Here is a 26,511-nt window from a genome sequence, read left to right as displayed (position 1 = left end):
TTCCCAATTTCCGGAGTTACATACAAATGGCTGCTAAAGACATTCGTTTCGGTGAAGACGCACGTACCCGCATGGTTCGTGGCGTCAACGTGCTTGCCAATGCCGTGAAGGCCACCCTGGGTCCGAAGGGCCGCAACGTCGTGCTCGAGAAGAGCTTCGGCGCGCCGACCATCACCAAGGACGGCGTCTCCGTCGCCAAGGAAATCGAACTGGCCGACAAGTTCGAGAACATGGGTGCGCAGATGGTCAAGGAAGTCGCTTCCAAGACTAACGACAACGCCGGCGACGGCACCACCACCGCCACCGTGCTGGCCCAGGCCCTGATCCGCGAAGGCGCCAAGGCCGTGGCCGCCGGCATGAACCCGATGGACCTCAAGCGCGGTATCGACCAGGCCGTCAAGGCCGCCGTCGTCGAGCTGAAGAACATCTCCAAGCCCACCACCGACGACAAGGCGATTGCCCAGGTCGGCACCATCTCGGCCAACTCGGACGAGTCGATCGGCAACATCATTGCCGAAGCGATGCAGAAGGTCGGCAAGGAAGGCGTCATCACCGTTGAAGAAGGTTCGGGCCTGGAAAACGAGCTGGACGTGGTCGAGGGCATGCAGTTCGATCGCGGCTACCTCTCCCCGTACTTCATCAACAACCAGCAGAGCCAGTCGGCCGACCTGGACGACCCGTTCATCCTGCTGCACGACAAGAAGATCTCCAACGTGCGTGACCTGCTGCCCGTGCTGGAAGGCGTGGCCAAGGCCGGCAAGCCGCTGCTGATCGTGGCTGAAGAAGTCGAAGGCGAAGCGCTGGCGACCCTGGTGGTCAACACCATCCGTGGCATCGTCAAGGTCGTGGCCGTCAAGGCACCGGGCTTCGGCGACCGTCGCAAGGCGATGCTGGAAGACATGGCCGTGCTGACCGGCGGCACCGTGATCTCCGAGGAAGTGGGCCTGGCGCTGGAAAAGGCCACCATCAAGGACCTGGGCCGCGCCAAGAAGGTGCAGGTCTCCAAGGAAAACACCACCATCATCGACGGTGCTGGCGATTCGGCCACGATCGAGTCGCGCGTCGGCCAGATCAAGACCCAGATCGAAGACACCTCGTCCGATTACGACCGTGAAAAGCTGCAGGAGCGCGTGGCCAAGTTGGCCGGCGGCGTTGCAGTCATCAAGGTCGGCGCCTCGACCGAAATCGAAATGAAGGAAAAGAAGGCACGCGTCGAAGACGCCCTGCACGCCACCCGTGCAGCCGTCGAAGAAGGCGTGGTCCCGGGCGGCGGCGTGGCCCTGGTGCGTGCGCTGGTGGCCGTCGGCAACCTGACCGGTGCCAACGAAGACCAGACCCACGGCATCCAGATCGCCCTGCGCGCCATGGAAGCCCCGCTGCGCGAAATCGTGGCCAATGCCGGCGAAGAGCCGTCCGTGATCCTGAACAAGGTCAAGGAAGGCACCGGCAACTACGGCTACAACGCCGCCAACGGCGAGTTCGGCGACATGGTCGAATTCGGCATCCTGGACCCGACCAAGGTCACCCGTTCGGCGCTGCAGAACGCGGCCTCGATCGCCGGCCTGATGATAACCACCGAAGCGATGGTGGCCGATGCACCGAAGAAGGACGAGCCGGCGATGCCGGCCGGTGGCGGCATGGGCGGCATGGGCGGCATGGGCGGCATGGATTTCTGATCCACACCACTTTGGCTGTTGCATCAAAAATGACCCCGCCGAAAGGCGGGGTTTTTTTGTATGTGCGCTTCACCACGACGCGGATGCCCACTCTCGCCCCTTGCACCTGGTCGTGACGTCAGGGCGAACGCACTGCGCTGGTTGCGGTCGCATCGGTTGGCAGATGCGATTGCGCAGGTGCACCCTGCTCAGGCGATGCGTTCCCTGCGGCGAATTGGGCGTCGTCGGTGATCTCGGTGATCGTGACGCTGCCGCTGGGCCTGGTCTGCGCGCCCGCGCCCGCGTCCTCGATCACTTGGAGCGCAATCTCTCCGACCATCTGCTCGTACTGCTGCGCCTCTTCCGGCGACAGCGTTTCCACATATCTCGCTGTGTCTTGTACGGTCTGGATCAGCTCTTCGGGCGAGGACGGCATGCGGGTTGCGAGCGGGGTGCCATCGGGTCCCTTGAACACCCGCATGACCTGACGCCCGCCCCAGTTCATCGCCAGTTCCGTGCCACGCGCCATTGGGCCAGGCATTGTCATCGACATCAGCGACATGATCGCGCCGGCGTAGTAGGGCGATGCCGACGATGCTTCGATCAGACTCTTGTCTGCGAAGGTCTTGGACAGCTTCTCCACACCCAGCGCCAGCGCCATGACCATGCTGCCGGAGCACATGGCCTTGAAGCGCTCCATCGCGTCTTGGCGGGTCGCGTGCTTGTTCAGCGCCGACTGCATCATCACGGTCGTCACCACGGCGAAGTCGGCCAGCAGGTCTACCGTGCCGATCCGATCCGGCTGGATCAGGTAGACGGTCAGTCCGGTCACTCCGGCCCCTAGCATGGCCAATGCCAACTTGGAGGCAATATCGCTGTTGGCCACCTGACGCGGGATGGTGGCTGGCTGGTCCTGATCGACTTGCAGCGCGGCGCCCAATCGCTTGCTGCATTGGTCGAGCGTCTCCAGCAGATGCGTGCATTGGGCATTGAGCGTGCGGGTGAGCTCGTGCCCCTGGTTCGGGGCGGTGAAGTCGCGACGTAATTGTTGAAAAGCGTCGCGGCCATTCTCCAGGGCGGCACAGATCTCATTGAGTTGCGTGCGCAGGTGCGCGCTGATCTGTCCGGGCGTCAGGCGCGCGCGCAGCCGCTGAGCCTGCGTCTGAAGGCCGACACGGTCCGCGATACTCGCGCCCACGTGGGAGACGCCATGCTGCATTCGATTACCGAGTGCGTTGAGGCTGTTCCAGAGGAAAGGCGTCAGCACCATCGCTGTGCAGGCCGTCGATGCGGCTGCAGCAAATCCCAGGTTGCTTTCCACCGCTTCGGCCTGCTGTCGCACGGACGGGTTGCCGAATTTCTTGGGGAGCTCGGTGGTGAGGAACAGTCCGTTGAGCAGGATGGCGTAGAAATGCATTTCATTGGCTTCGCGCCCCAACTGCCCGCCCATCAGCGGGAACGGAAGCCCGTCGGCGGTGGGGCGCAGCGCCGATGCCGATAGACTCATCACGCCTTTGGTTGCTGCGGCAATGGAATAGGCGAAGGTCTTGGCCTGGTTGGCGAGCAGCGGACTGGGCACCACCAGGGGCCAGAGATTGACCAGATTGGCCAGCGACTTCAGCGCCCGCCCGGGCGCAGGTGTCCCGTGTTCCAGCGGTCGAAGCGCGTCTTCCACGGCTTTGATGTCGCCGAGCAATTGCTGACGGAAGCGTGCTTCCAGACCGGTTGCCGCTTCGATGGCGCCGCGCAGCTGCGTGATCTGCTCGCGGCACGCGGCCAGGCTGTGCGGCCTGCTGTGTTCCGGGTCGGTATGACGCACCATTTGCAGGAATGCAGGATCGTCCGCATGGATTTGCAGCATGGTGCGCAAATCCGTCAGTGACCACAGACTGGAGGCGGCGTTTTTGAGCGTCCCGGAGAGCTGCAGCGCCCCCTCGGTCAGGCCGGCGGTTGCTCTGCGAATCAGCGAACTGGGTGCATGCGCTGCAGGCGACCTGGATTGCAGCGTAGGGTGCTGGTGCTGTTCCCCATCTGTATCAACGCTGGATATGTCTGCGTCGGCGATCTCGATGTCAGGGCGTTCTGCTGGCGAAGAGGGCCTGCTTGCGCGCTGGGTGAGCCCGCTCAATTGTGGATCGACTTGGCGTTGGGGGACTGCATCATGAGGAGTCGGCTGCGATGTCGGAGCCGTTTCCTGCGGAATTTGCTCGCGCAGCGGGCTGGCTGCCTCCGCCTGGTTCGCTTGCTTGATGTGCATGGGAAATTCCTCGAAATTACTGGGCGCGGTAGAGTTCGTCACTGGTAGATGCTTCGTAACTACGCGTTTCGTTCCAAAGCGGTTGCGTCCTAATGGCGATCAACGTGCGTGCCACGGCATCGGCGTGCCGTGGGCCTAATCGGATTATGCAAAGGCACCGTCGGCGCGGAGGCGCTCAATCGGATCGCGTCTTGCCAGCGCCCTCTGGCGCATGCTCGGGCGCGGCGGATTGGCTGTCATCGATCTCGGTGAGGGTCACGTTGCTGCTGGGCCCGGCGTGTGTCGCTTCGCCAGCGTCCTGGATTGCTTGAAGGATGGAGTCTCCCACGGTCCTCGTATAGTCCTGCAGCTGCTCATCTTCCAGGCTGAACAGATACGCCAACGTGTTTTGGGACATCTGCTGCAGTTCTTCGGCAGAAGAGGGAACAAAGGTTGCCAGCTGTGCGCCATCCGGGCCGGTGAACATGCGGCCAAGCTGGCGTCCGCCCCAGTTCATCGCCAGCTCCGCACCGCGTGCGATTGGGCCTGGCATCGTTACCGCCATCAGCGACATGATGGCACCGGCGTAAAACTGAGCGTTGGGCGAGGACTCTATCAAGCTTTTGTCGGTGAGCACCTTGGACAATTTTTCTGCGCCCAGTGCAAGGGCGATGACCATGCTGCCACCGCACATGGCCTTGAAGCGGTCCATTGCGTCTTGCCGCGTCGCCTGTTTGTTCCATACCGACTGTGCCATCACTGCTGTCACGATGCAGGTGTCACTGAGCAGGTTGATCGTGCCCAACCGATCCGGTTGGATAAGGTAGATGGTCGAGCCGGTCACTGCGGTTGCCAGTATCATCAATGCCACCTTGGAGGAGACATCGTGGTTGGTTACTTGGCGCGGAATACCCGGCATCTGATCGCCATCCAGATGCAATACGCTCGCAAGCCGTTTGCTGCACCTGTCTAGCGTTTCCAACAGATGCGTGCATTGCGCATTCACCGTTCTGGTGAGTTCCCGCCCTCCATCCTGATCGATGAAGCTGCGACGCGCCAGCTGAAAGGTCTCGCAGGAGGCGTCCAGCTGTTCGCGGATCTCCTCTAGCTGCGAGCGTACTTCTTGGTTAATTCGGGCAGGCGTCAGACGGGCACGCAGTTGCTCCGCCTGGTTGTTCAGGCCCGTTGCCTGCGCTGCGGCGGCGCCCAGGCGTGCCGTCTTGTCCAGCAGTTTATTGCCGAGCGCGCTGAGGCTGTTCCACAGGAATGGGGTCAGCATCATGGCCGTGAAGCTCACCGAGATGCCTGCGGCGTAGCCCATATTCTGGCTGACCGTCTCAGCGTTTCTGCGCAACGTCGGATCGCCGAATTTCTTCGGAAGTTCGGTAGTGAGGAACAGCGTGTTGATTAGCACGTTGTAGAGATGCATTTCGTTCGCGTCTCGGCCTAGCTGACCTCCGGCGAACGGAAAGGGTAAGCCGTCAGCACTGGGGCGTAACGCCGAGGCTGACATGGCGAGCACCCCCTTGGTGGCGGTGGACATCGTGAAAGCGAGGGTTTTGGCCTGATTGCCCATGAGCGGGCTGGGAACAACGATTGGCCAGAAATTGATGAGATTGCCAACCGACTTCAGTACTCGTGAGGCGACTGGTGTGGAGTGATCGAGCGGCTGCAGGGCGTTCAATATCTCTTTGACGTCGCCCAGCAGCTGGTTGCGCTGATGTGGTCCAATCCCCTCTGCAGTTTCGATGAGCCGGCCGAGCTCCTGTATCTGCTGGCGGCAGGACGACAAGGTATGTGGCGTCGGTTGTTCCGGATCGGCGCCCCTTAGGACTGCCAGAAATGTGGGGTCGTCTGCATGGATCTGCAGCATGGTGCGGAGATCCGTCAGCGACCAAAGATTGGATGCGCCCTCGGATACCGAGGCGTAAGCCCGCTGAACCCCGCGTGTCAACGCAGCGTTGGCACGCGTGACCAAGGTAGCGGCAGTAGACGAGCGGGAGGCGAGTTCCGGTGAATGCGTCTGCAGTTCAGGCCCATGCGATGCTGTCGGCGAGGAGCCATGCTCCGAGTTGGGGATGGACACGCGCGAATGGCCGCGCGCTGTGAGCGCCGACAAGCGGGGATCGACCGGCGTTTGCATCGGCGATGGAGGAGACGGCACGGCGGCCCCTGTAGAGGATGTGTCCGTACCAACGTCGTGCGGCGAAGCGGGAGAAGATGGTCCTGCTGTTTGCGGCTGCTTGATCTCCACAGAGCGCTCCTTGATAGGAAATAACCAGACGACGATCCGTGCTACCCCTGTATTATTTGTACGTCTGTACACAGCGGTACACCGCGACGCGAAATACTGCACTGCAAGAAGAACGACGGACATACGAAAGCTGCAGCCGTGGCCTGCATGGCAAGCCCGCTGCGGGCCAGTTGCATTGTCGAGTGCGCTCGACGCGTGTCAGCCACCGAGCGGCCAGTGCCAGGCGGCTGAATGTGAGGAAAGGCATCACTGCCAGTACAGGTGTATTGACACCGATGTCATCGGAGCCTTAGCGTCGCTGGGCAGGCGTTTGCGTCGAGTGGTCAGGGGGCCATCGGACAAGGGGCGGCGATGCATGCATCGCTGGCAGACGTCGTTGCAGTGCACTGCCACGCCGGCCGCGTCCGGCTTCTCCCGGGGGACTTTCATGAACTGTCGCAGTCACCGTCTTGCCGTGTCCATTACCGTGTCCCTTGCCATGACCGGTGCGTGTGCACCGCCGCTCATGGCCCAGCAAGTCGAACCCGATCCATCGCGCGCCACGTCCACGCTGGATGCTGTCAGCGTCACCGGCTCGCGCATCAAGCGCGCGCAGGTCGAAGGCGCGCAGCCGGTGGTCACCATCTCCGCGCAGCAGATCCAGCAGGAAGGCTTCGCCACCGTCTACGACGTACTCAACAGCATGAACCAGCAAGGCTCGGTGGAAGCGGACACGCAGTGGGGCTCGCACACGCCCAATGCCTCGCCGATCAACCTGCGCGACCTGGGGCCGGGCCGCACGCTGCTGTTGGTCAACAGCCGCCGCGTGGCCGATTACCCGCTGCCGTACGGCGGTGAAAGCAATTTCTCCAACTACAGCAATATTCCCGCCGCCGCGGTGGAGCGCATCGACATCCTCACCGGCGGCGCGTCGGCGATCTACGGTTCGGATGCGGTGGCCGGCGTCATCAACGTGATCCTCAAGCGCGATTACCAGGGAGATCAATTCCGTTTGCGCGGCGGCACCGCCACTGAAGGCGGTCGCGATAGTTTCGACGGGTCCTGGGCCGGCGGGCGCACCGGCGATAACTGGAGCGTGACCTATGCGCTGCAGGCCACCCGGCGCGACCCATTGAGCGGGCGCGATCGCCCGAAGATGGACGACTCGGACGACATGTCCTATTCCAACTGGACCGGCCAGAACCGCCGCTACGGGTTCAACCCGTTCACCGGCCTGAGCCTAGTCGACGTCAACACCAACGAGCGCCTCGCGCCGCCGCCGGGCACCTGCGCGCGTTTCGGCGGTGAGTTCATCGACGGCCAGCGGTTGAGCTACAACCAGAATACCGGCGCACTCACCAATTCGGGCAGCTATTGCGGCATGGCGCGCGATTATGGCGATTGGGGCCTGGTGACCGGCAGCGAAGATTATTCGGCGTACCTGTATGGCACCTGGAAGTTTGGCGCGGCGACCGAGGCCTGGGCCACGGTGTCGGCCAACCGCAGCATCGGGCGCTGGACCTATGACCCGCCGTATGTCTTGCTGGGTCCATTTCAGGATGCCAACACCGGACGCCAGTTGAATGCCATCCGCCAGCTCACTCGCCGCGAAGCCGGTGGCTGGGATCGGTTGGCCAACTACAACAAGGAACAGTCCTGGGATCTGGGCGCCGGCCTGCGCGGCGTGTGGGCCGACCGCTTTGATTGGGAGCTGAGCGTGGGCCGTTCGCGCTACACCGTGGACGAATACATCCGCACCGTGGATACCGCGCGCGCCACCGATTATTTCCTCGGCAGCCCGCTCGGGACTGGTGCCGATGGCAACCCGATCTATGCGGTCAACGAAGCGCGCTGGTACGCGCCGCTGGCATCCAACGAGTACGACAGCCTGGTGGCCAAGTCGCACAACGCTGCGTATTCCTGGGTCAACCAAGCCATTTTCAGTTTGAGCGGCGATGTGATGCAGGGATGGGCGGGGCCGATCCGCTTCGCCACCGTGGCCGAAGTCGCCAAGCAGGGCTATCAACTCTCGCCCGACCCCTGCGCCAACGAATGCTACCCGGTGGATGTGGTGGACAGCGGTGGTGGCGAGCGCCTGCGCAGTTCGGCCGGCCTGGAATTCCAGATCCCGCTGCTGTCCACGCTCAGCGCCAATGTGGCCGGCCGCTACGACCGCTACAGCAACTATCGCTCCTCCGCCGCCATCCAGACCGAGGTAGGCCAGCAGAGCGACACCACCTGGAGCGCCGGCCTGGAATGGCGGCCGGTGGAGAGCCTGCTGGTGCGCAGCACCCTGGCCACCAGCTTCCGCGCGCCGGACATGCACTACGTGCTGGGCGAACCCAGCTCCACCAACCAGACGGTGATCGACCAATATCGCTGCATCACCTCCGGCGCGTACCAGACCGGCGGCTGCAACGACGAGAACAACAACATCTTCTACACCGTGGATGTGAACCGGCGCGGCACGCCCGACCTGCGCTCGGAGACCGGCCGTTCGTTCACCGGTGGCGTGGTGTGGGACATCGCACAGGGGCTGTCGTTGAGCGTGGACTACTACCGCATCCAGCTGGAGGACATGATCAAGGATCTGGACCGCGACGAGATCCTGTCGGCCGAAGCCGGCTGCCGTACCGGCACCACCATCAGCGGCGGCGCCTGGAACAACCCTGGCGGCGCCGGTTACTGCGATACCATCACCTCGCGCGTGACACGTCATGCCGACGGCACCATCGCCGCCATCGAACGCGGCCCGATCAACCTGGCGCAGATGGAAACCTCCGGTATCGATGCCGCGCTGAGGTACCGCCTGGCCACGGGCGGCTGGGGCAACTTACAGCTGTCGCTGGACTACAACAATCTGATTGCCTACCGCGAGCAGATCTACCGCACCGACAGCGACGAAAACCGCCGCGACGAGCGCGTGCGCAGCCGGGTGCGCGGCAGCGTGCACTGGGACAACGGCGGCGCCTGGGACTGGACCGTGTTCTTCCGCCGGCTCGGTTCGATGCGTGCGGTCAACTGGGGCACCTGCGCACGCTTCGACGATGGCTACCAGCCCAGCGCCTCGGATCAGTGCCTGGTCACCGATACCGGCAACGTGAATCTGGGCCAGACCAGCAAGCGCTATTTTGGCCGCGTCGGCCCGGCGATCTACTGGAACCTCAGCACTGGCTACAGGATCACCGACTATGCCAAGGTCAATTTCTACGTCAACAACGTGTTCAACGAAGTGGGCTACGAACACAAGGAGCGCTTCTACGGCTACGGCTTCTACAACACCACGCTGTTCAACCCGATCGGCCGCGAAGTGGCGGCGGAGTATGTGTTTACGTTCTGAATGAGGCTGGCCGCTGCATCGCACGCTGCGGCGTGTGGTGCAGTGTCGCGAGCCAGGGCTCAGGCAAGGCGCGAGGCCGTTCGGCGCAGGCTTGCCAATGCGCGCGCAGCGATGCCGCGCATCTGCTCACTCAGGGCGTTGTCGTCGCTGGATCGCTGCCAGAACCGTTCGGCCAGCGCGGCAGCGCGCCGCCACTGGGCGAATTGGCCGACCGTGGGCGGTGGAATCTGGATGTCCCTGGGCACGACTTCGCCATTGGACGCCGGCCGTAGCGCCATCGGCAACATGTCGTACACCGGCGCAAGCCGCAGCGGAAAAGTGTCGGCAAGCATCAGCGCGGCGTTGCCCAGATGCATGTCGGTATTGCCGATGAGCGCACCGAACCAGCTGGTCACCTCAAGACGCTCGGTGTCTTCCGCACTCAGCCAGCCATCGCGCTGGAGCAGCGGCGCAAGCGCACGCCATGTGCCGACCTCCGACTGCCCGTAGAACGCAGCGAAGATCGCCATCAACGAGACAAACCCGTGTCGGCCCAACGTCGGTGTGCGATCGAAGCGGGTGGATTCGAGAAACACGCGCTCACCTGCCTGCAGCCAGTGTGTCGTTGCCGCCGGGATGCCACCGGCAAGCAACACCTGGTTGGCCAGGGATTCCATCTGCAACAGATCCGCCCAGCGCCGGCCGGCCGGCTGATCGATCCGGTCGGAGAATTTCACGATCACCGGGCGATACACGGCGTTGTCGCGCAGCAGGGCAGTGAACTTCGGTTGCTCGCCGGCAGCGGATGAACCGACGTCCTCACCGCGTAGTGCGGCATCGGCGTGCTGCAGATAGCTTTCTGCGCGTGCTTCTGGCTCGATGCACTCAGGCTGCTCGATCGATGCCAATGCGCGTGCCAGCGCAGCCTCGCCAACCAGCAGATCGCCGAGCTGGTCGTGTCCATCGGATAGCAGCGCAACGAGCGTGTCACTTGACGACCACAGCGTGAGATTTTCAGGCAGCCGCAACGGCTTGGAAATGCGATGGGCCAGGTTGCGCCCGAGAAATCCCTGCGGGCGTTGGTCATCGAGAAACCAGGGCAGCGACTCGAACACGCCCAGGTGCATTGGCGGACGCAGCAGCACGGGGTTGTCCTGCAGCAACTCCACGCAGAAGTGGTCGTGATGGAGTGCATGCAGCTGGCCGAGCGGCACGACGCGGGCCTTAGCGTCGATCCGGTAGAGCGGCCAGGCACGTTCGCCTCTCACCTCGCCGGTGGCGATGTAATGGGTGGCGCGCGCGTTGCCATAGCGCCGCACGGCACTGCCTGCTGCCGCGACCAGGCGCGAGAGCGTTGCCTTGCTCACACCCAGCCGTGTGGCGAGATCGGCACCGCGCAACGGGCCTTCGAGGCGCAGTGTGGCGACCAGGCGTTGTACTGCATCGGACGGCGGCATGCAGAGCATCCATGAAACGATTTGTGGAACGATAAATTAAGAATGTGTGATTTGCAAATAACTGATTTAGAACAATTTTGACTCCAAAAAGCGGTTCTCTAAGCAGAAATGATGAAACGATACTTTCGATGCTCTCCATGGCAGGCCCGGATGCCCGGAGCGTCGCTGCTGCGCGGGTCGGGACCGCTGCCTCGACACGCCGCCGCTCCACCGGGCCAACTGCCCGTATCCATCGGTTGTTCCGCAGCAATCTGTCCTGTGCAGGTGTGAATGCCGACGCGTCTGGTCACCTGCGGTGCTGCGCGCAGAGTGCGTCGGCCTGCACGTTCCGTTGCCGATGAAACAGTGGCATCAAAAAAAAACGCGTGGTATCAATGCATCCCATGAACGCACCCCGCAGCCAGTTTTATTTTTGGTACTACGGCTTTCCGATGCCGCTGGCGGAGGAAGGAGTGCGCTCACCCTGAAGGACACTTCAGCAGCATTCCCGAAAAGCCGCCAGCGCACACTGGCGGCTTTTTTGTTGCCGCTTTGCCTGGCTCCCCCGATGCACTGCCGACCCGAGACACTGTGATGCCGCCTGTAACCGATGACCTGCGTATCCGCAAGATCGAAGCCCTCGCACCGCCTTCGCAGCTGCTGTCGCTGCTGCCCTGCGACGAGCGCGCCTCCGAGACCGTGACCCAATCGCGCGCCGCGCTGCACGAGATCCTGCACGGGCGCGACGACCGCCTGGCGGTGGTGATCGGGCCGTGTTCGATCCACGACCCAGTGGCGGCGATGGACTATGCCCGCCGCCTGCGCCCGTTGCGCGACCGGTTCGGCGATGCGTTGGAGATCGTGATGCGGGTGTACTTCGAAAAGCCGCGCACCACCATCGGCTGGAAGGGATTAATCAACGATCCTGACCTGGATGGCAGCTTCCAGATCAACAAGGGGCTACGTGTGGCGCGCGGCTTGCTGCGCGACATCAACAACCTGGGCCTGCCGGCCGGCGTGGAGTTCCTCGACATCATCTCTCCGCAATACATCGCCGACCTGGTGGCCTGGGGCGCGATCGGCGCCCGGACCACCGAAAGCCAGGTGCATCGCGAAATGGCCTCGGGCCTGTCGTGTCCGGTGGGTTTCAAGAATGGCACCGGCGGCGACGTCAAGATCGCGGTGGACGCAGTGGGCGCGGCCTCGCATCCGCACCATTTCCTGGCCGTGACCAAGGACGGCAAGACGGCCGTGGCGGCCACCGCCGGCAATCCGGATTGCCATGTGATCCTGCGCGGCGGCAAGCAGCCCAACTTCGATGCAGCCAGCGTGGCAGCCGCCAGCCAGGTGCTCAATGCCTCCGGCCTGCCGGCGCGCCTGATGATCGACGCCAGCCACGCCAACAGCGGCAAGAATCCCGAGAACCAGCCCAAAGTGGTCGAGGACATTGCAGCGCAGCTGGAGGGTGGCCAAACGCGTATCGTCGGCGTCATGGTCGAAAGCCACCTGGTGGGTGGACGTCAGGAATTGGTGCCCGGTGGCGAGCTGACCTATGGCCAGAGCATCACCGACGGCTGCATCGACTGGGCCACCTCGGTGCAGGTGCTGGAGCGGCTGGCGATGGCGGTGCGTACACGCCGTATGAAGCGCCTCGGCGAGGCCGCATGAGTCGAGGCCGCTAGCCGGCGTGCGGTAGCGCGGCAAGCATCGGTATTCACGCCCCGGCGTCGGCCCACCCGTGATAGTGGCGGCGGACTTTCCTGCCGCCCGAGCCCATGCCCTCTCTTCGCGAACGCTTCCAGCGCTGGCCTCGGCCGTGGCGTCTTGCAGTGGTCGTGGTGTTGGCGCTGTACGTGCTGTACCTGCTGGCCGGCAACATCTATCTCAATACCCCGTTGTTCGATGCCAGCACCAACCGCCAGCCGCACAAGTTCACCCTGCAGACCGGCCCGGCACTGACGCTGTTCCCGGGCGAGGTGATGGCCTGGAACGTGCGCATGCGCGGGCAGGCCAACCGCACCGTGTATGTCTTCCACGCCGATCGCGCGCATGCGCGCATCGCATTGCTGGCCTTGTTCCGGCGCGAGGTACGCCTGCCGTGGCTGCATGCCACCAATGTCAGCGCAGAAGTGGAGACGTCGGACACCCCTATCCCGCCGCCACCGCGCGGCAACCGCGGCTGGACGCTGCGCTTCGATGCGATCACCAGCAACAGCATCCGCAGTGCCCGCCTGGGCAAGTTGCTGATCGCCGGCACTGGGCACGGCAGGGTCGGTTTTCTGAAGCAGCTCAAGGGCGGGCCATCGGAGCTGTTTCCCTCCGAAGCCGGCTTCAAGGAAGCGGTGGTCAGCTATGACGGCGTGCAGGTGTTCAACGATGCGCAGCTGGATGCGCAGTTCCAGTTTCCACGCCATTATCGCGATGCCGCGCCCGGCCTGCGCAAGCTCGGCATCACCCAGGCGCGCCTGCAACTGAAAGCCAGCACGGTAGCGTTGAAGATCGATACCGGGGTGCCGAACGTGGACATCCGCAGCGGACCGTCGGCCGCGCGGGTGGAGGCCGACATCGCGCTGGCGAACGGCGCGCTGCAGCCCGGCAGCCGCGCGGTGTGGCGGCTGCCTCTGCTGGCCGGCGTGGGCGCCACCGATCGCGGCATGCTTGCGCTGCAATTGGACGTGGCGCAGGACATCCGCGTGCAGGCGCGACTGCCGCGCGACGAAGACACCGGCAGTGAACTGCATGCCGACCTGCGCATCGCCGGCCGCAGCATGCCGTTCGAGCAGCCGGCGCAGGTGCTGCCGCGTCTATCCGGCCAGGTGCGCGGGCGCTGGAAGTTCGAATCGCTGAACTGGATTGCCGAGCTGTTCGTGCGCAAGCCCTGGTTCCAGCTGGAAGGCGGTGGGCTGGTCGAGGCCGACCTGCGCATGGCGCAGGGGCGGCTGACCAGTGGCAGCCGCCTGGAGATTCCGCGCGTGGAAGCGGTGGCGCAGGTGTTCGATACGCGTCTGGCGGGCGTGGCCACGGCGCGCGGACACATCGACGATGCTGCCACGCCGCAGGCGCACCTGGACGTGCGCATTCCCACCTTCAAGGCCACCCCGCGCGATGCGCCCCGGCAGGTGTTGCTGGATGGCCGCGACCTCCAGTTGGCCATGCACGGCGACGCCGAGCTGGCGCGCTTGCGCGACACGCTGAAGGCGCAGCTGCGTTTCAGCGATGCGCAGGTGCCCGAGCTGACCGTCTACAACCGCTATCTGCCGGGCAACACCGTGCGCCTGCTCGGTGGGCGCGGCAGCCTGACCGGCGAGGTCGCGCTCAACGCCTCCGGTGAGGTAGGCAGCGGTCATGCGCAGTTGCGCGGCCAGGGCGCACATCTGGCGCTGGCCGGCGTGCAGATGCGTGGCGATGCCGAGCTGCAGGCGCAGCTGCAGCGTGCCGACTTCAAGAACAAGGTCTTCGACCTCAGCGGCAGCCGCGTGCGCCTGCGCAACATGCGCGTGGGCGAAGACGGCGCCGATGCCGGCTGGTGGGGCGAGTTGCAGGTTGGTGCCGGCACCATCCAGGCCAGCGCACCGTTCCAGCTGGATGCCGATGCCGCGTTGCGCATGCGCGATGCCGCGCCGCTATTGTCGGTGTTCGCACAGCGCAGCGATTATCCGCGCTGGGTGGTGGGCTTGCTGGACTCGGGGCAACTCGACGCAACCGGGCGGGTGCGCTGGCGCAAGCAGCAACTCACCGTCGACGATCTGCATGCCGAAAACCAGCGCCTGTCCTTGCGTGCCCGCCTGGCGCTCGATGATGCACAGCGGCGCGGCAATCTCTACCTGCGCTGGGGCGTGCTCGGTGCCGGCATCGAACTCGATGGCAAGCAACGCCAATGGCATCTGGCGGGCGCGCGCGAGTGGTATGAGTCGCAGCCTGGCTTGTTGCCTGCGGTGTCCAGGAGCAAGTGACGACGCTGCCCGCATGAGGCAGCGTGCCGGGTAATGCGTGGTGTGCATGGGCAACGGAGTACGTCGGATTGCCGCGCTGCGCACCGCACTCACAGCCTGCTTGCCACACTGCGTGACGCCGCGTGCGCGGTGTTCAAGGAGCCTGCCGTCATGACGCTGCCGCCTCGCGCCCGCTGGCGCGCCCTGCCGCGCGTACTGCGCTGGCCATTGCTGGCCGTCATCGCGCTGTACGCAAGCTATTTGTTGTTGGGCAACCTGCTGCTCAATACCCCGCTGGGGCCGGCTGCGCTCAATCGCAAGCCGGAGAGCTTCGCCATGCACTGGGGACCGGCGCTGACCTGGTGGCCGGGTCGAGTGATGATGTGGCAGGTGGAGTTGCAGGGTCGTTCCACGCACAACAGCTGGAACGTCAGTGCGCAGCGCATGCGCGGGCAGATCCGGCTGTTGCCACTGCTGCACCGGCAACTGCTGGTGCCCGAGCTGCAGGTGCAGGGCGTGCGTGCCGCACTGCAGGCCACGACGCCGCCAGCAACAGCGGGAAACACACCGCCCACCAGCGCTGCATCCGCCGCGCAGCAGGCTGCCGTCGCATCGGATCCAATACCGCAAAGATCTGCGGCCCAGTCGGCTCGCCACACCGTCGTCGCCGCACCAGGGACACCAGGCCCTGCCACAGCGGCAACGGCGCCAGGCAGCGAAGCCTCCAAGCAACTGCCTGCTGCGGCCCAGCCGCCCGCTACGCCCGCATGGACGCTACAGTTCGATCGCATCGATGCGGAACAGGTGCAGGCACTGTCGCTGCGCCAACTGCACATCGAAGGGCAGGGACAATTGCAGTTGGGGTTGTTCAAGCAGTTGCGTGGTGGTGCGATGGAACTGTTTCCCTCGCGGGCCAGTTTCGACAAGGCGCGTGTGCGCTGGGGCCAGAGCGAGATGCTGCGCAACGGACAACTCCACCTGGAAGCCGGCATTGCGCGGCACAGGCCCGACCAGGCGCGTGGGTTGGCGTTGCTGCAGCTGACCGATGCCGTGCTGGCCGTGCATGGCGACACCGCGGCGCTGGATGTCACGCGCAATGCGCAGGGGCGCCACCGCGTCGTTCCCCGTGCTGGCAACGGGCGTGCAGATGGCGAGCTGCGCTGGGCGCGCGGTGCGTTGCAACCCGGCAGCCAACTGCACTGGCGCACACCGTTGCACGACGGCACGCGCGCACCGGCAGCCTTGCTGGGCGAACTCACCGCACAGTTGCAGGTCGATGACGACATGCGCCTGACGATCGCCATGCCTGAGCCAGCCGATGCCGGGCTCACCCTGGATGCGGATCTGCGCGTACAGGGCCGGCAGTTGCCGCTGGGCGGCCTGCGCGCCTTGTTGCCGCGGACTTCCGGGCATGCCCGTCTGCATTGGCAGCTAGCCTCGCTGAGCTGGATTCCAGCGCTGTTTCCCGATGTGGATTGGCTCACCCTGCAAGGCGATGGGTTGGTCGATGCAGATCTGCGCATCGACCGTGGCCAGCTCGGTGCAGGCAGCCGCCTGCAGGTGCCGCACGTGCGCGCGCAGGTGGGTGTGATGGGGCATGCAATCGCCGGCCAGGCCAGCGCCGATCTGCGTGTGGACGCCGATGCAGCCGGACAGTTGCTGCCGGCACTGGCGCTGCAGATGCAGCAGTTCTCGGTTGCGCATACCGACGCGCCGGCACGTCCGTTCGTGCAAGGCCGCGATTTGCGCCTGGACCTGCGCACGCGTGCCGATGCGCGCAACCTGACCAGCCTGCGCGATGCCACGCGCGCGCATCTAAGCTTTGCCAATGCACGCGTGCCCGATCTACGGGCGTACAACCGCTATCTGCCGCAGCAGCAGCTGCGCTTCGATGGTGGCAACGGCGTGCTCAGCGGCGATCTACAGATTGAACCGGGTGGGCGGATCGGCAAGGGTGGTTTGCGTATCGGTGCGCGTGCGGCGCGCCTGCAATTTGCAGGGCTTGCGATGCGCGGCGATGTGGATGCGGATCTGCGCTTGCAGCGTGGCGATCTGCGCGAAGAAACCTTTCGCCTCGATGCCAGTACCGTGCAGCTGCGCAATGTCGGCTTCACCGGCCCGGATGGGCAGCGCCGCGACGGGTGGTGGGCGCGCGTGGTGCTGGACGACACCCACATGCAATGGCGGCAACCGATCGGTGTGGATGGGCGCGTGCGCGTGCAAGTGCGCGACCTGGCATTCTTGATGGCGGTATATGCACGCGACCGTTCGGTTCCGGACTGGATGCTGCGCCTGATGGACGCCGGCCAGGCACAGGTCAGCGGACGCGTGCATTGGCAGGGCGAGACCGTCATCCTGGATCGCTTGCAGGCGCATAACGCACGCTTCCAGGTCGATGCGCGCCTGCGGTTGCAGGGACGCCAGCGCAGCGGCAGCCTGCTCGCGCGTTGGGGCGTGTTGAGCGCGGCAGTGGGCCTGCGCAACGACATTCCGGAATGGCATCTGCTACGCGCGCCGCAGTGGTACCAGGCGCAGCCGGATCTGCTCCCGATCAGCTCGCCAGGCGGCGACGGCAGGTGACAAAGCCCCGGTTCTGTACCGTCTGGTATTGTTTTGCAGTGCAGCGTGCAAGTTGTATTTGGGGGGCGCACTATGCTCTTGCATCCCGACGTGGGGGAGGGAGCAAAGCCCGCTGGCAGTTCGCTGCAAGCGGGCTTTTTGTTGCCTGACGTCTGGCCGACCGCAGCGGGTCTGGCGGCAGGTGCAGTCTCCACGGCATGGCCGACCGTGATGCATGCCGCAGCGACTGCTGGTCGAGCGTACACGTAGAACACCGTGCCGCTGCGTGGCCGGGATGCCAGAATCGCGGCATGTCGCCTTCCATTGCCTCCCGCCCCATCTCCCCCGCGCTGACCGCCCTGATCGAACGGGCCGTGGCCCGTGTCCAGCAGGCTGCTGCTGCCGGGCAGCCATGGCCTGGCGATGCGCTCGCCCGGCCGCTCGAACAGCTCGCGCTTGCCAGCGACTTTGCGTTGGAGACCTTGGCGCGCCAACCCGCCTTGCTGGCACGGCTGGCGCAGGCCGATCCACCGCCACTGCCGGTGCCGGTGCTGGACCCGGCGCAGCCGCAGGAGTGGCCGGCGCAGCTGCGTCGTTACCGCGCCGCCGCATCCACCCGGCTGATCTGGCGCGACGTGCTGGGCCTGGACAGCGTGGACGCCACCCTGGCCGGTGCCACCGTGTTGGCCGAAACCTGTCTGCAGACCGCGCTGCAGGCACTGGAACAGCAGTTTTCCACTCGCCATGGGCAGGTGATTGCCGACGACGGCAGCGTGCAGCGGCTGGTGGTCTTCGGCCTGGGCAAACTGGGCGGCGGCGAGCTGAATTTTTCGTCGGACGTGGACCTGGTGTACGCCTACCCGCAGGGCGGCCAGTCCGACGGGCCACGCCCGCTGGCGGCGGAGGAATATTTCGCGCGGCTGGGTCAGCAACTGGCCAGGCTGCTGGACGAAACCACCGCCGAGGGCTTCAGTCACCGCGTGGATCTGCGCCTGCGTCCGTTCGGCAGTGCCGGGCGCGTGGCCTTGTCGTTTACCGGCATGGACCAGTATTTCCAGCGCGAAGGCCGCGATTGGGAGCGCTATGCCTGGCTCAAGGCGCGCGCGGTGGCGGGCGATATCGCCGCCGGCGAGGCCTGGCTGGAGAGCTTGCGGCCCTTCGTCTACCGCCGCTATCTGGATTTCACCGCGCTTGATGGCCTGCGCGAGATGAAGGCCGCCATCGCCGCCGAAGTTGCGCGGCATGACCGGCTGGACGACATCAAGCGCGGGCCGGGCGGCATTCGCGAGATCGAATTCCTGGTGCAATCGCTGCAGTTGATCCGCGCCGGGCGCGAGCCGGCCCTGCGCGAGCGTCGCCTGTTGCCCGCGCTCAAAGCGCTGGTCGCTGCGGGCCAGATCGAACCCGATACCGGCGTGGCGCTGGCCGAGGCGTACCGGTTCCTGCGCCGGCTGGAAAACCGCCTGCAGATGCTGCGCGATGCACAGACCCACGCCCTGCCGCAGGCGCCGCTGGACTGCGAGCGCATCGCGCTGGGCCTGGGCTATGCGGATTGGCAGGCATTGCTGGACGCACTGGTACCGCACCGCACGCAGGTGGCCGCCGAGTTCGCCGAACTGCTGGCACCGCGCGTGCGCACCACCGCCCCCGATACGCTGGCCGATTACTGGCGAGCGCTGCCCGATGGCGATGCGGCGCCGCTGCTGGGTATCGGGTTGCACGATCCGGGCAGTGCGCACCAGGTGCTGGGCGATTTCGCGCAATCCTCCGGCGTGCGTGCCCTGTCCGATACCGCGCGTGCGCGGCTGGACCGCGTAGTGCCGGCGTTGCTGCACGCCGCCACCCGGGGCAGCCAGCCCGATGCGGCGGTCCGGCGCATGCTGGGCCTGCTGCAGGCCACCTTGCGCCGTACCAGCTATCTGGCGCTGCTCGACGAACAGCCCAGCGCGCTTGCGCGGCTGGTGGATGTGCTCTCGCGCAGCGCGCTGCTGGCCGAGCGCCTGGCGGCCTATCCGCTGCTGCTGGACGAACTGCTCGACACCCGCATCGGCGGTGCGCTGCCCGATCGTGGCGCGTTGCAGGCCGCCTGCGCCGACACCGTGCACATCGAGGACACCGAAGCGGCCCTGCGCGAGCTCAACGAACGCCGGCTGGCGCTGAGCTTCCGCATTGCGCTGGCCACGCTCGACGGCCGCCAGCAGGCGGTGGACAGCACCCGCCAGCTGGCCTGGCTGGCCGAGGCGGTGGTGCAGACGGTGCTGCAGCTGGCGCGCAGGGAACTGGTGGCCGTGCACGGGCAGGTGCCGGGCGGCACGTTCGCCATCGTCGGCTACGGCAGCCTGGGTGGGCTGGAGCTGGGCTTCGGCTCGGACCTGGATCTGGTGTTTCTCTACGACCACCCGCGCGAGGCGGAACACTCCGACGGCCAACGGCCGCTGGAGGCGGGACGCTGGTTCGCGCGGCTCGCGCAGAAGGTGATGGCGCTACTTGCCGCCGAAACCGGAGCCGGCCGGCTGTACGACATCGATGTGCGGCTGCGTCCGGACGGCGGCAAGGGTGCGCTGGTATCGTCGCTGGCCAGTTACCGCGAGTACCAGCGCGAGCGCGCGTGGACCTGGGAACACCAGGCGCTGGTGCGTGCCCGGGCGGTGGCCGGCGATGCCGCGCTGTGCGATGCGTTTGCACAGGTGCGCCGCGACACGCTCACCCGCGTACGCGATGTCGCGCTGCTGCACGAGGACGTGCGCAAGATGCGTGCACGCATGCGCGCCGAACTGGATCGCAGCGACGCCGCGCGGCTGGATCTGAAGCAGGGTGCCGGTGGCCTGGTGGATCTGGAATTCCTGTTGCAGGCCGGTGTGCTGGAACACGCGGCCCAGCATCCGGGCTTGCTGGAAAGTTGCTCCACGCCTGGCTTGATCGATGCGTTGGTGCAGGCGCACTGGTTGCCGGCCGATCTGGCGCCGCCGCTGCATGCGGCGCATGCCATGCTGGTGGATGCCGGCCTTGGCTGCACGTTGGACAGGCGGCCACGCCTGATCGCACCCACGCCGGCCATCCAGCAGGCGCGCAGCGTCATCTTCAACGCGGCGCGTGCACAGGGGCTGGCATTTCCCGTCGGCAAGGACGTGGCTGCGTTGTAGCTGTGCAGTGTGGTCCGGTGGCTCTCCCGTCCGATCCTCGGGCAGCTTGTTGCGTATGCGTCGGCAGGAACGGATCACCGTGACGGCCGGTGTTGCGGATGCCGGCGAAGGATCACTGAGGGCCATGCGTCGGCAGCCACGCAGGCCCCGCTGCATCAGGTGTCGGCATGGGCGCGCGGCGCACTGCGCCACAGCAAGGCACGGAACGGCCCAAGCAGGAATACGCCCATGCCCAGTTTCACCGCCAGATCGCCTGCGGCCCAGCTCACCCAGGGCAGCGATGCGCCAGCGAAGGCAATGCCCCAGAAGAGTGCGGTATCCAGCGTGGCGCTGCAGGTGGTGGCCACGATTGGCGCCCGCCACCAGCTGCCGCCACGCAGCCGGTCGAACACGGTGATGTCGAGCAATTGCGCGGCAATGAACGCCGTGCACGAGGCGGCCGCGATGCGCGGCGTTGCCAGCCATACCGACAGCAGCACCGCCAGCGCAAACCCGCACCAGGCCACCGAGCGCGCGGCCTGCGGCCCGAAGCGGCGGTTGACCAGATTGCTGGCCAGAAATGCCAGTGGATACGAGAACGCGCCCCAGGTCAGCCAGTCGTTGATCGGGTACTGCACCAGGATGTTGGACAGCAGCACCACTGCGCCCATCGCCAGCACCGCCCAGAGCAGGGCGCGGGCGGTGAGCGGTGCGAACGTCGGGGCAGGCAAGCTGGGCATGGCGATAATCGATGGGCAATGCGTCGATTATCCGCGTGCCGCAATGGCCGGACCAGCGCAGCGACCTGCGATGGGAGCGCACCTGGGCGCGAAGGGTCTTAGCCTCTGACCCTATACCGAAAGGTGTGCGCGTACCTGCAGGGCGATCCGCTCGGTTTCGCGCACGGGCAGGATCTCGCTGCCCGCGTCGAGGACTGCATCGGCTGCGCGCAGCCGCTGGCGCTGCCGCAGTGCCTGCACATAGGTACGCACGCGCCCGCTGGCCAGATCGCTGAATGCTGCGGCCACCGGCACGCGCGTGGCGCAGGCTTCGGAGAGCAGGTTGACCGAGTCGGCGGTGGCCACGATCGCGTCCGCCCAGCCCAGCAGGCCGGCATACGGATTGGGGCCATCGCGCTCGTCGCACCACAGCAGATGTGGCAGCCCGCTGCAGACCGCACGCAGTGGAGCGATGGCGTCGGTCGGCGTGCGGCGGGAGAGGGTGACCAGCAGGCTACCGCCCACTGCACGTAGCTGCGCACTCAAGCCTGCGCACAGCGCCGCCAGCGCCGGTGGCGTCCACGGCACCTGCGCCGTGGGGCCGCCGACCAGCAGGGCCAGCCGCGGGCCGGGCAGGCCGCCCAGCGCGGGACGTGCGGCCCGCCCGGCCGTCAGCCAGGCATCGTCCACCGGGTGCAGGCTGCCGAGCAGGGTGAGCACGTTTTCGCCGTGCAGTGCGTCATGTTCGGGGACCACCAGCAGGTCCCACTGGCGCGGGTCCAGGCGTGGGTCCAGGATCTGCACGCTGCGGCTGCCACGGGCGCGCAGCAGCCGGGTGGCCAGCGCTGCCTGCCGGCCGCATCCGATGGCCAGTGCCGGCGGTTGCTGCAGTTGCCGCACAAATGCCGCGCCAAATGCCTGGTGCGCAGCGGGTAACAGGCGCGGGGCGGCCCAGCGCCAGGGCGCGCGCGCTTGCAGGTGCATGGGTTGGAAGGCACCCGGGTGCAGCGCACGGGCCAGCGCCTCGGCCTGGCGCGCATTGCCGGCGCGGCCGTCGCTCAGCGCCCAGGTCAGCTCCATCGTTTCAGATCCGACATGGATTTGTTTCAGATTGAGCGCGTGTGGCAGCCATCGCACCACTCTACACTGCGGGTCTTCACACTGGTGCCGACGCTGCAGCCTACCGTCGCACCATTCCCTCTTCTGGAGTGCCTATGTCCGATTCGCTCAATGCCGCCGCACTGGATCAGCTGTTCCGCACCGCCCGGACGCAGAACGCGTTCGCCGATACGCCGGTCAGCCAGGACCTGCTGCGCGAGCTCTACGAACTGGTGAAGTGGGGCCCCACGGCCGCCAACGGCAGTCCGGCACGGTTCGTGTTCGTGACCAGCGCCGCAGGCAAGGCCAAGCTCAAGCCAGCATTGTCCGAAGGCAACGCCGACAAGACCCTGGCCGCGCCGGTGACGGTGATCGTCGCGCACGATGAGGATTTCCACGAAAAGCTGCCGTATCTGTTCCCGCATGCCGATGCCAAGAGCTGGTTCGACGGCCCGCGCGAAGGCCGCACCGAATCGGCATTCCGCAACAGCTCGCTGCAGGGGGCCTACCTGATCCTGGCCGCACGCGCGCTGGGCCTGGACGCCGGCCCGATGTCCGGCTTCGACAATGCCAAGGTGGATGCCGCGTTCTTTGCCGGCACGCCGATCAAATCCAATTTCCTGGTCAATCTTGGCTACGGCGATCCATCGGGATTGTTCCCGCGCCTGCCGCGCCTGAGCTTCGAAGAAGCGGCGCGGTTCGAATGATGCCGGTGTGGGGTGGGATGTCGGCCGACATGGGGCCGTGGCGCGCGTGCGCCGCGTGCTGGTCTGGCCGATGATCGTCCGCCAGAAGTGTTGCGTTGCATCGATGTGCCCGTTTTCAGGTTTCCTGCAGTCCTCGTCCGTCTGCGTTTCGTCCCATCCGCGTTGATCCAACGCGTCTCTCATCACATGGAGTTTCAATGAAGACCACCCACACGCTGTTGCTGCCGCTCGCCCTGACCCTGGCCATTGCCGCCTGCTCCAAGCCGGCCGACAACGCCGCCACCCCAGCGGCCGAAACCCCGGCCGCCACCGCGCCGGCCGCCGCCGCTGCTGCTGCGCCGGCACCGGCTGCTGCCGAATCGGCCGCCTCCACCGCACCGGCCGTGCAGGTGGCTTCGGGCACTTACACCCTGGACCCGAGCCACACCGACGTGATCGCGCAGTGGAGCCATTTCGGCTTCTCCAACCCCAGCGCGCACTTCGGCAATGTCGACGGCACCCTGGTATACGACGCGGCCGACGTGACCAAGTCCACCGTGCAGGTGACCCTGCCGCTGTCCGGCTTGAACAGCTTCACCGCCAAGTTCGACGAGCACCTCAAGAGCGGTGACTTCTTCGACGCGGCCAAGTTCCCGACCGCCACCTTCAAGAGCACCAAGGTCGAAGCGGCCGGCAACAACAAGCTGACCGTCACCGGCGATCTGACCATCAAGGATCAGACCAAGCCGGTCGTGCTGGACGTCACCCTCAACGGTGCCGGCGAGCACCCGATGAAGAAGGTGCCGGCGGCTGGCTTCGATGCCACCACCACGATCAAGCGCAGCGACTTCGGCGTGGGCCAGTACGCCCCGAACGTCAGCGACGAAGTGAAGATCCGCATCACCACCGAAGCCTTGCAGGCCAAGGCGGGTGAGGCGGCTGCTGCGAAGTAATTCGCGCGGAGATCGCGGCATCGATGCACGCAGCTGCCCGATGCCGCAACCCAGAAGCCCGCCAATCGGCGGGCTTTTGCTTGTGTGCGCAAAGCGCGTTCTCTGTAGGAGCGGCCCCGGCCGCGAACGCGTTACCGATAGCTGCACCGAAGGGGCTGGGTTTTGTCGGGAAAGCCCGTCGCGCCCGGGTGCGCTCCTACGGGGATGTTGCACGCCGTGAGTGGCCGCGCGCGCCAGCGATTGCAGGAGCGGCCCCGGCCGCGAACGCGTTACCGATAGCTGCACCGACGGGGCTGGGCTTTGTCGGGAAAGCCCGTCGCGCCCGGGTGCGCTCCTACGGGGATGTTGCACGCCGTGAGTTGCCCCGCGCGCCAGCGATTGTAGGAGCGGCCCCGGCCGCGAGGGCGTTACCGATCGCTGCACCGATGGGGCTGGGCTTTGTCGGGAAAGCCCGTCGCGCCCGGGTGCGCTCCTACGGGGATGTTGCACGCCGTGAGTGGCCGCGCGCGCCAGCGATTGTAGGAGCGGCCCCGGCCGCGAGGGCGTTACCGATCACTGTACCGATGGGGCTGGGCTTTGTCGGGAAAGCCCGTCGCGCCCGGGTGCGCTCCTACGGGGATGTTGCACGCCGGGAGTGGCCCCGCGCGCGCCAGCGATTGTAGGAGCGGCCCCGGCCGCGAACGCGTTACCGATCGCTGTACCGATGGGGTTGGGTTTTGTCGGGAAAGCTTGTCGCGCCCGGGTGCGCTCCTACGGGGATGTTGCACGCCGGGAGTGGCCCCGCGCGCGCCAGCGATTGTAGGAGCGGCCACGGCCGCGAACGCGTTACCGATCGCTGTACCGACGGGGCTGGGTTTTGTCGGGAAAGCCCGTCGCGCCCGGGTGCGCTCCTACGGGCGGGGTTACTCCGCTGTGGGATTTGCCTTCCAGTAGCCTTTCGCGCGCACCCATTCGCGGTCCACGCCCAGGTGCTCTTCGATGAACTTGCGCATGGCACGGGCGCGCATCGATTCGGCACCGATCCAGTAGAACGTGTCGCCGTCGTGCGGCTCGTAATCACGCAGGCTGTCTTCCAGCAGCGTGCTGCTGGCCGCGTCGAAGCCATTGCGCTCCAGCCAGTACACCTCCACATCGGCCGCGCTCAGCAGTTCCTGGCGTTCGCTGGCATCGGCCACTTCGATGAACACTTCGGCATGCATGTCCGCCGGCATCGCCTCCAGCCAACGGCCGATGGCTGGCAACGCGGTTTCATCGCCGAGCAGCACGTAATGATCGAAATCGTCGGCCACCAGGAACGAGCCGCGTGGGCCGCCGATGCGCAGTGCATCGCCCGGCTGCGCCTGTGCCGCCCAGTTGGAGGCCACGCCGTCGCCATGCAGCACGAAGTCGATGCCGAGTTCGCCGGTTTGCGGGTCGAACAGGCGCGGGGTGTAGTCGCGGCCGGGCGAGGGGACGACGCCTTCGGCGTAGCGGGGGCCGTCTGCCGTCATCGTCGGCAGCACGAAGGCGCCGTCGGCATTGGGGAAGAACAATTTGACGTGATCGTCCGGTGCCTCGCTCTGGAAACCAGCCAGTTCACTGCCACCGAACACGATGCGGCGCATCTGCGGGGTGATCGACGTGCAGCGCACCACCTGCACGGTACGCAGGCGCGGGTCGCGGCGGAGTTGGGTGTTGGTATGTGCAGCCATGAAGTGCGATTCCTGTGGGTACCGTTTCGATACGCGGCGTTGGGGAATGGGGACACGATGAAGGTCGAAATCAATGACGTGACAGGTACAGCAGCCAGCCGATGCAGTCGCTATCCCTTCTCCACTCGGGACATTGTCCTCCTTCATGGGGGAGACGGTGCCGCGCAGCGGCCGATGAGGGTGCGCACGCAGCCTCATGCTCGGGCCTGGCCCTGCTCCATGCCATCGGCGGCGGCGTTGAGCAGTGCGGCGATGCGTGCGGTCTCGGCGCCACTCCACTGCCCGTGCCGTGCGAACAGGCCGTGCTTGATGCGCTGGATCGCCTCGCGGATCGGGGCAGGTGTCTGCGCCTTGATCAACGCGCGCGCACGGTGCTGGGTACGTGCGAGCGCGGCATCCAGTGCATCGCGGTGTTCATTGGCGTAGCGGCGCCCGGCAGCGTTGACTTGGTAGCGCTTGCGGCCCCGTTGCAGATCGGGTTCTACCAATCCGTCGGCTTCCAGTTGCGCCAGGGCCGGATAGATCGCACCGGCGCTGGGCGCGTATAGGCCTTCGAACAGCGCGCCGATCTGCCGCATCAACGCGTAGCCGTGGCGTGGTTGTTGGTCGATCAGTGCCAGCAGTAGCAGGCGCGGATCGCCATGCTCCAACGGCCGCATCCGCGCGCTACCGGCCAGCGCATCCCGCTCAGGTGGGTGGTGACGGTAGGAGCGCATCCTTATTCGATAGATCGAATCCTGTGGAAACGATAGGCCGACGTGATGGGCATCGCAAGCGCCCAGCTGTCGCCTAGCGGACCGACTGTGGTCATCAGTGCCCCCATGCTGCAACGCGTCTAGACAGCGCTAATTTTCATAATTACGATGTAATTA

General features: G+C 65.8%; 15 protein-coding genes. 8 read left to right on the top strand and 7 right to left on the bottom strand.

The window, feature by feature from the left end:
- Positions 1-26: 26 nt before the first annotated feature.
- Positions 27-1,676, top strand: a complete 1,650-nt coding sequence (gene groL, locus XcuCFBP2542_RS13320) for a chaperonin GroEL (RefSeq protein ID WP_104604038.1) — start codon at positions 27-29, stop codon at positions 1,674-1,676.
- A 118-nt stretch (positions 1,677-1,794) separates the two neighbouring features.
- On the opposite strand, the gene xopX (XcuCFBP2542_RS13315) is transcribed toward groL, so the two are convergent.
- Both xopX (XcuCFBP2542_RS13315) and xopX (XcuCFBP2542_RS13310) read right to left on the bottom strand, forming a co-directional pair.
- A complete protein-coding gene (gene xopX, locus XcuCFBP2542_RS13315; RefSeq protein ID WP_104604037.1) occupies positions 1,795-3,912 on the bottom strand; it encodes a XopX family type III secretion system effector in 2,118 nt (705 codons plus the stop codon).
- 175 nt (positions 3,913-4,087) lie between these two features.
- Entirely contained in the window at positions 4,088-6,145 is a 2,058-nt protein-coding gene (gene xopX / locus XcuCFBP2542_RS13310; RefSeq protein ID WP_223214365.1) for a XopX family type III secretion system effector, read from the bottom strand.
- A gap of 505 nt (positions 6,146-6,650) precedes the next feature.
- On the opposite strand from xopX (XcuCFBP2542_RS13310), the gene XcuCFBP2542_RS13305 reads away from it, so the two are divergent.
- Positions 6,651-9,464, top strand: coding sequence for a TonB-dependent receptor plug domain-containing protein (locus XcuCFBP2542_RS13305; protein ID WP_170066990.1), 2,814 nt, complete (start codon positions 6,651-6,653; stop codon positions 9,462-9,464).
- A gap of 59 nt (positions 9,465-9,523) precedes the next feature.
- Here XcuCFBP2542_RS13305 and yjjJ read toward each other — a convergent pair whose 3' ends face one another.
- Positions 9,524-10,900: a type II toxin-antitoxin system HipA family toxin YjjJ gene (yjjJ, locus tag XcuCFBP2542_RS13300; RefSeq protein ID WP_425478039.1), complete on the bottom strand. Its 1,377-nt coding sequence runs from the start codon at positions 10,898-10,900 to the stop codon at positions 9,524-9,526.
- Between the two features lie 573 nt (positions 10,901-11,473).
- Here yjjJ and XcuCFBP2542_RS13295 point away from each other — a divergent pair.
- The 4 genes from XcuCFBP2542_RS13295 (at position 11,474) to glnE (ending at position 20,513) form a co-directional block, all read left to right on the top strand.
- Positions 11,474-12,547, top strand: a complete 1,074-nt coding sequence (locus XcuCFBP2542_RS13295; protein WP_104604034.1) for a 3-deoxy-7-phosphoheptulonate synthase — start codon at positions 11,474-11,476, stop codon at positions 12,545-12,547.
- A gap of 107 nt (positions 12,548-12,654) precedes the next feature.
- Complete coding sequence (locus XcuCFBP2542_RS13290) at positions 12,655-14,832, top strand: translocation/assembly module TamB domain-containing protein (RefSeq protein ID WP_104604033.1); 2,178 nt, start codon at positions 12,655-12,657, stop codon at positions 14,830-14,832.
- Between the two features lie 150 nt (positions 14,833-14,982).
- Positions 14,983-17,391: a hypothetical protein gene (locus XcuCFBP2542_RS13285; RefSeq protein WP_104604065.1), complete on the top strand. Its 2,409-nt coding sequence runs from the start codon at positions 14,983-14,985 to the stop codon at positions 17,389-17,391.
- A 290-nt stretch (positions 17,392-17,681) separates the two neighbouring features.
- On the top strand, positions 17,682-20,513 hold the full coding sequence (gene glnE, locus XcuCFBP2542_RS13280; RefSeq protein ID WP_104604032.1) for a bifunctional [glutamate--ammonia ligase]-adenylyl-L-tyrosine phosphorylase/[glutamate--ammonia-ligase] adenylyltransferase: 2,832 nt from the start codon (positions 17,682-17,684) through the stop codon (positions 20,511-20,513).
- Positions 20,514-20,668: 155 nt separating this feature from the next.
- On the opposite strand, the gene XcuCFBP2542_RS13275 is transcribed toward glnE, so the two are convergent.
- The gene (locus tag XcuCFBP2542_RS13275; protein WP_104604031.1) at positions 20,669-21,232 is read right to left on the bottom strand and encodes a VUT family protein; all 564 of its coding nucleotides are present in this window, start codon (positions 21,230-21,232) and stop codon (positions 20,669-20,671) included.
- A 111-nt stretch (positions 21,233-21,343) separates the two neighbouring features.
- Positions 21,344-22,291 carry a mitochondrial fission ELM1 family protein gene (locus XcuCFBP2542_RS13270; protein WP_104604030.1) on the bottom strand — a complete coding sequence of 316 codons (948 nt, stop codon included), beginning with the start codon at positions 22,289-22,291 and terminating at the stop codon, positions 21,344-21,346.
- A gap of 134 nt (positions 22,292-22,425) precedes the next feature.
- Between XcuCFBP2542_RS13270 and XcuCFBP2542_RS13265 the strand changes: the two genes are divergently transcribed.
- A complete protein-coding gene (locus XcuCFBP2542_RS13265) occupies positions 22,426-23,016 on the top strand; it encodes a malonic semialdehyde reductase (protein ID WP_104604029.1) in 591 nt (196 codons plus the stop codon).
- A gap of 197 nt (positions 23,017-23,213) precedes the next feature.
- Positions 23,214-23,948, top strand: coding sequence for a YceI family protein (locus tag XcuCFBP2542_RS13260; protein WP_104604028.1), 735 nt, complete (start codon positions 23,214-23,216; stop codon positions 23,946-23,948).
- Between the two features lie 902 nt (positions 23,949-24,850).
- Here the strand turns inward: XcuCFBP2542_RS13260 and XcuCFBP2542_RS13255 are convergent.
- Positions 24,851-25,639, bottom strand: coding sequence for a siderophore-interacting protein (locus XcuCFBP2542_RS13255; protein WP_104604027.1), 789 nt, complete (start codon positions 25,637-25,639; stop codon positions 24,851-24,853).
- 194 nt (positions 25,640-25,833) lie between these two features.
- On the bottom strand, positions 25,834-26,355 hold the full coding sequence (locus tag XcuCFBP2542_RS13250) for a PadR family transcriptional regulator (protein ID WP_104604026.1): 522 nt from the start codon (positions 26,353-26,355) through the stop codon (positions 25,834-25,836).
- Positions 26,356-26,511 lie beyond the last annotated feature (156 nt).

Source organism: Xanthomonas cucurbitae, from assembly GCF_002939885.1.
Classification (GTDB): domain Bacteria; phylum Pseudomonadota; class Gammaproteobacteria; order Xanthomonadales; family Xanthomonadaceae; genus Xanthomonas; species Xanthomonas cucurbitae.
Note: the sequence above shows the minus strand (reverse complement) of the source record. Positions and strands in the feature narration are given on the sequence as shown.

What these genes read in the sequence shown, in the direction of transcription:
- XcuCFBP2542_RS13265 (WP_104604029.1), top strand. Translation starts at nt 22,426, where the DNA reads ATGTCCGATTCGCTCAATGCCGCCGCACTGGATCAGCTGTTCCGCACC.
- XcuCFBP2542_RS13290 (WP_104604033.1), top strand. Translation starts at nt 12,655, where the DNA reads ATGCCCTCTCTTCGCGAACGCTTCCAGCGCTGGCCTCGGCCGTGGCGT.
- XcuCFBP2542_RS13295 (WP_104604034.1), top strand. Translation starts at nt 11,474, where the DNA reads ATGCCGCCTGTAACCGATGACCTGCGTATCCGCAAGATCGAAGCCCTC.
- xopX (WP_104604037.1), bottom strand. Translation starts at nt 3,912, where the DNA reads ATGCACATCAAGCAAGCGAACCAGGCGGAGGCAGCCAGCCCGCTGCGC.
- XcuCFBP2542_RS13270 (WP_104604030.1), bottom strand. Translation starts at nt 22,291, where the DNA reads ATGGAGCTGACCTGGGCGCTGAGCGACGGCCGCGCCGGCAATGCGCGC.
- groL (WP_104604038.1), top strand. Translation starts at nt 27, where the DNA reads ATGGCTGCTAAAGACATTCGTTTCGGTGAAGACGCACGTACCCGCATG.
- XcuCFBP2542_RS13285 (WP_104604065.1), top strand. Translation starts at nt 14,983, where the DNA reads ATGACGCTGCCGCCTCGCGCCCGCTGGCGCGCCCTGCCGCGCGTACTG.
- XcuCFBP2542_RS13255 (WP_104604027.1), bottom strand. Translation starts at nt 25,639, where the DNA reads ATGGCTGCACATACCAACACCCAACTCCGCCGCGACCCGCGCCTGCGT.
- XcuCFBP2542_RS13275 (WP_104604031.1), bottom strand. Translation starts at nt 21,232, where the DNA reads ATGCCCAGCTTGCCTGCCCCGACGTTCGCACCGCTCACCGCCCGCGCC.
- XcuCFBP2542_RS13305 (WP_170066990.1), top strand. Translation starts at nt 6,651, where the DNA reads ATGGCCCAGCAAGTCGAACCCGATCCATCGCGCGCCACGTCCACGCTG.
- XcuCFBP2542_RS13250 (WP_104604026.1), bottom strand. Translation starts at nt 26,355, where the DNA reads ATGCGCTCCTACCGTCACCACCCACCTGAGCGGGATGCGCTGGCCGGT.
- XcuCFBP2542_RS13260 (WP_104604028.1), top strand. Translation starts at nt 23,214, where the DNA reads ATGAAGACCACCCACACGCTGTTGCTGCCGCTCGCCCTGACCCTGGCC.
- glnE (WP_104604032.1), top strand. Translation starts at nt 17,682, where the DNA reads ATGTCGCCTTCCATTGCCTCCCGCCCCATCTCCCCCGCGCTGACCGCC.
- yjjJ (WP_425478039.1), bottom strand. Translation starts at nt 10,900, where the DNA reads ATGCCGCCGTCCGATGCAGTACAACGCCTGGTCGCCACACTGCGCCTC.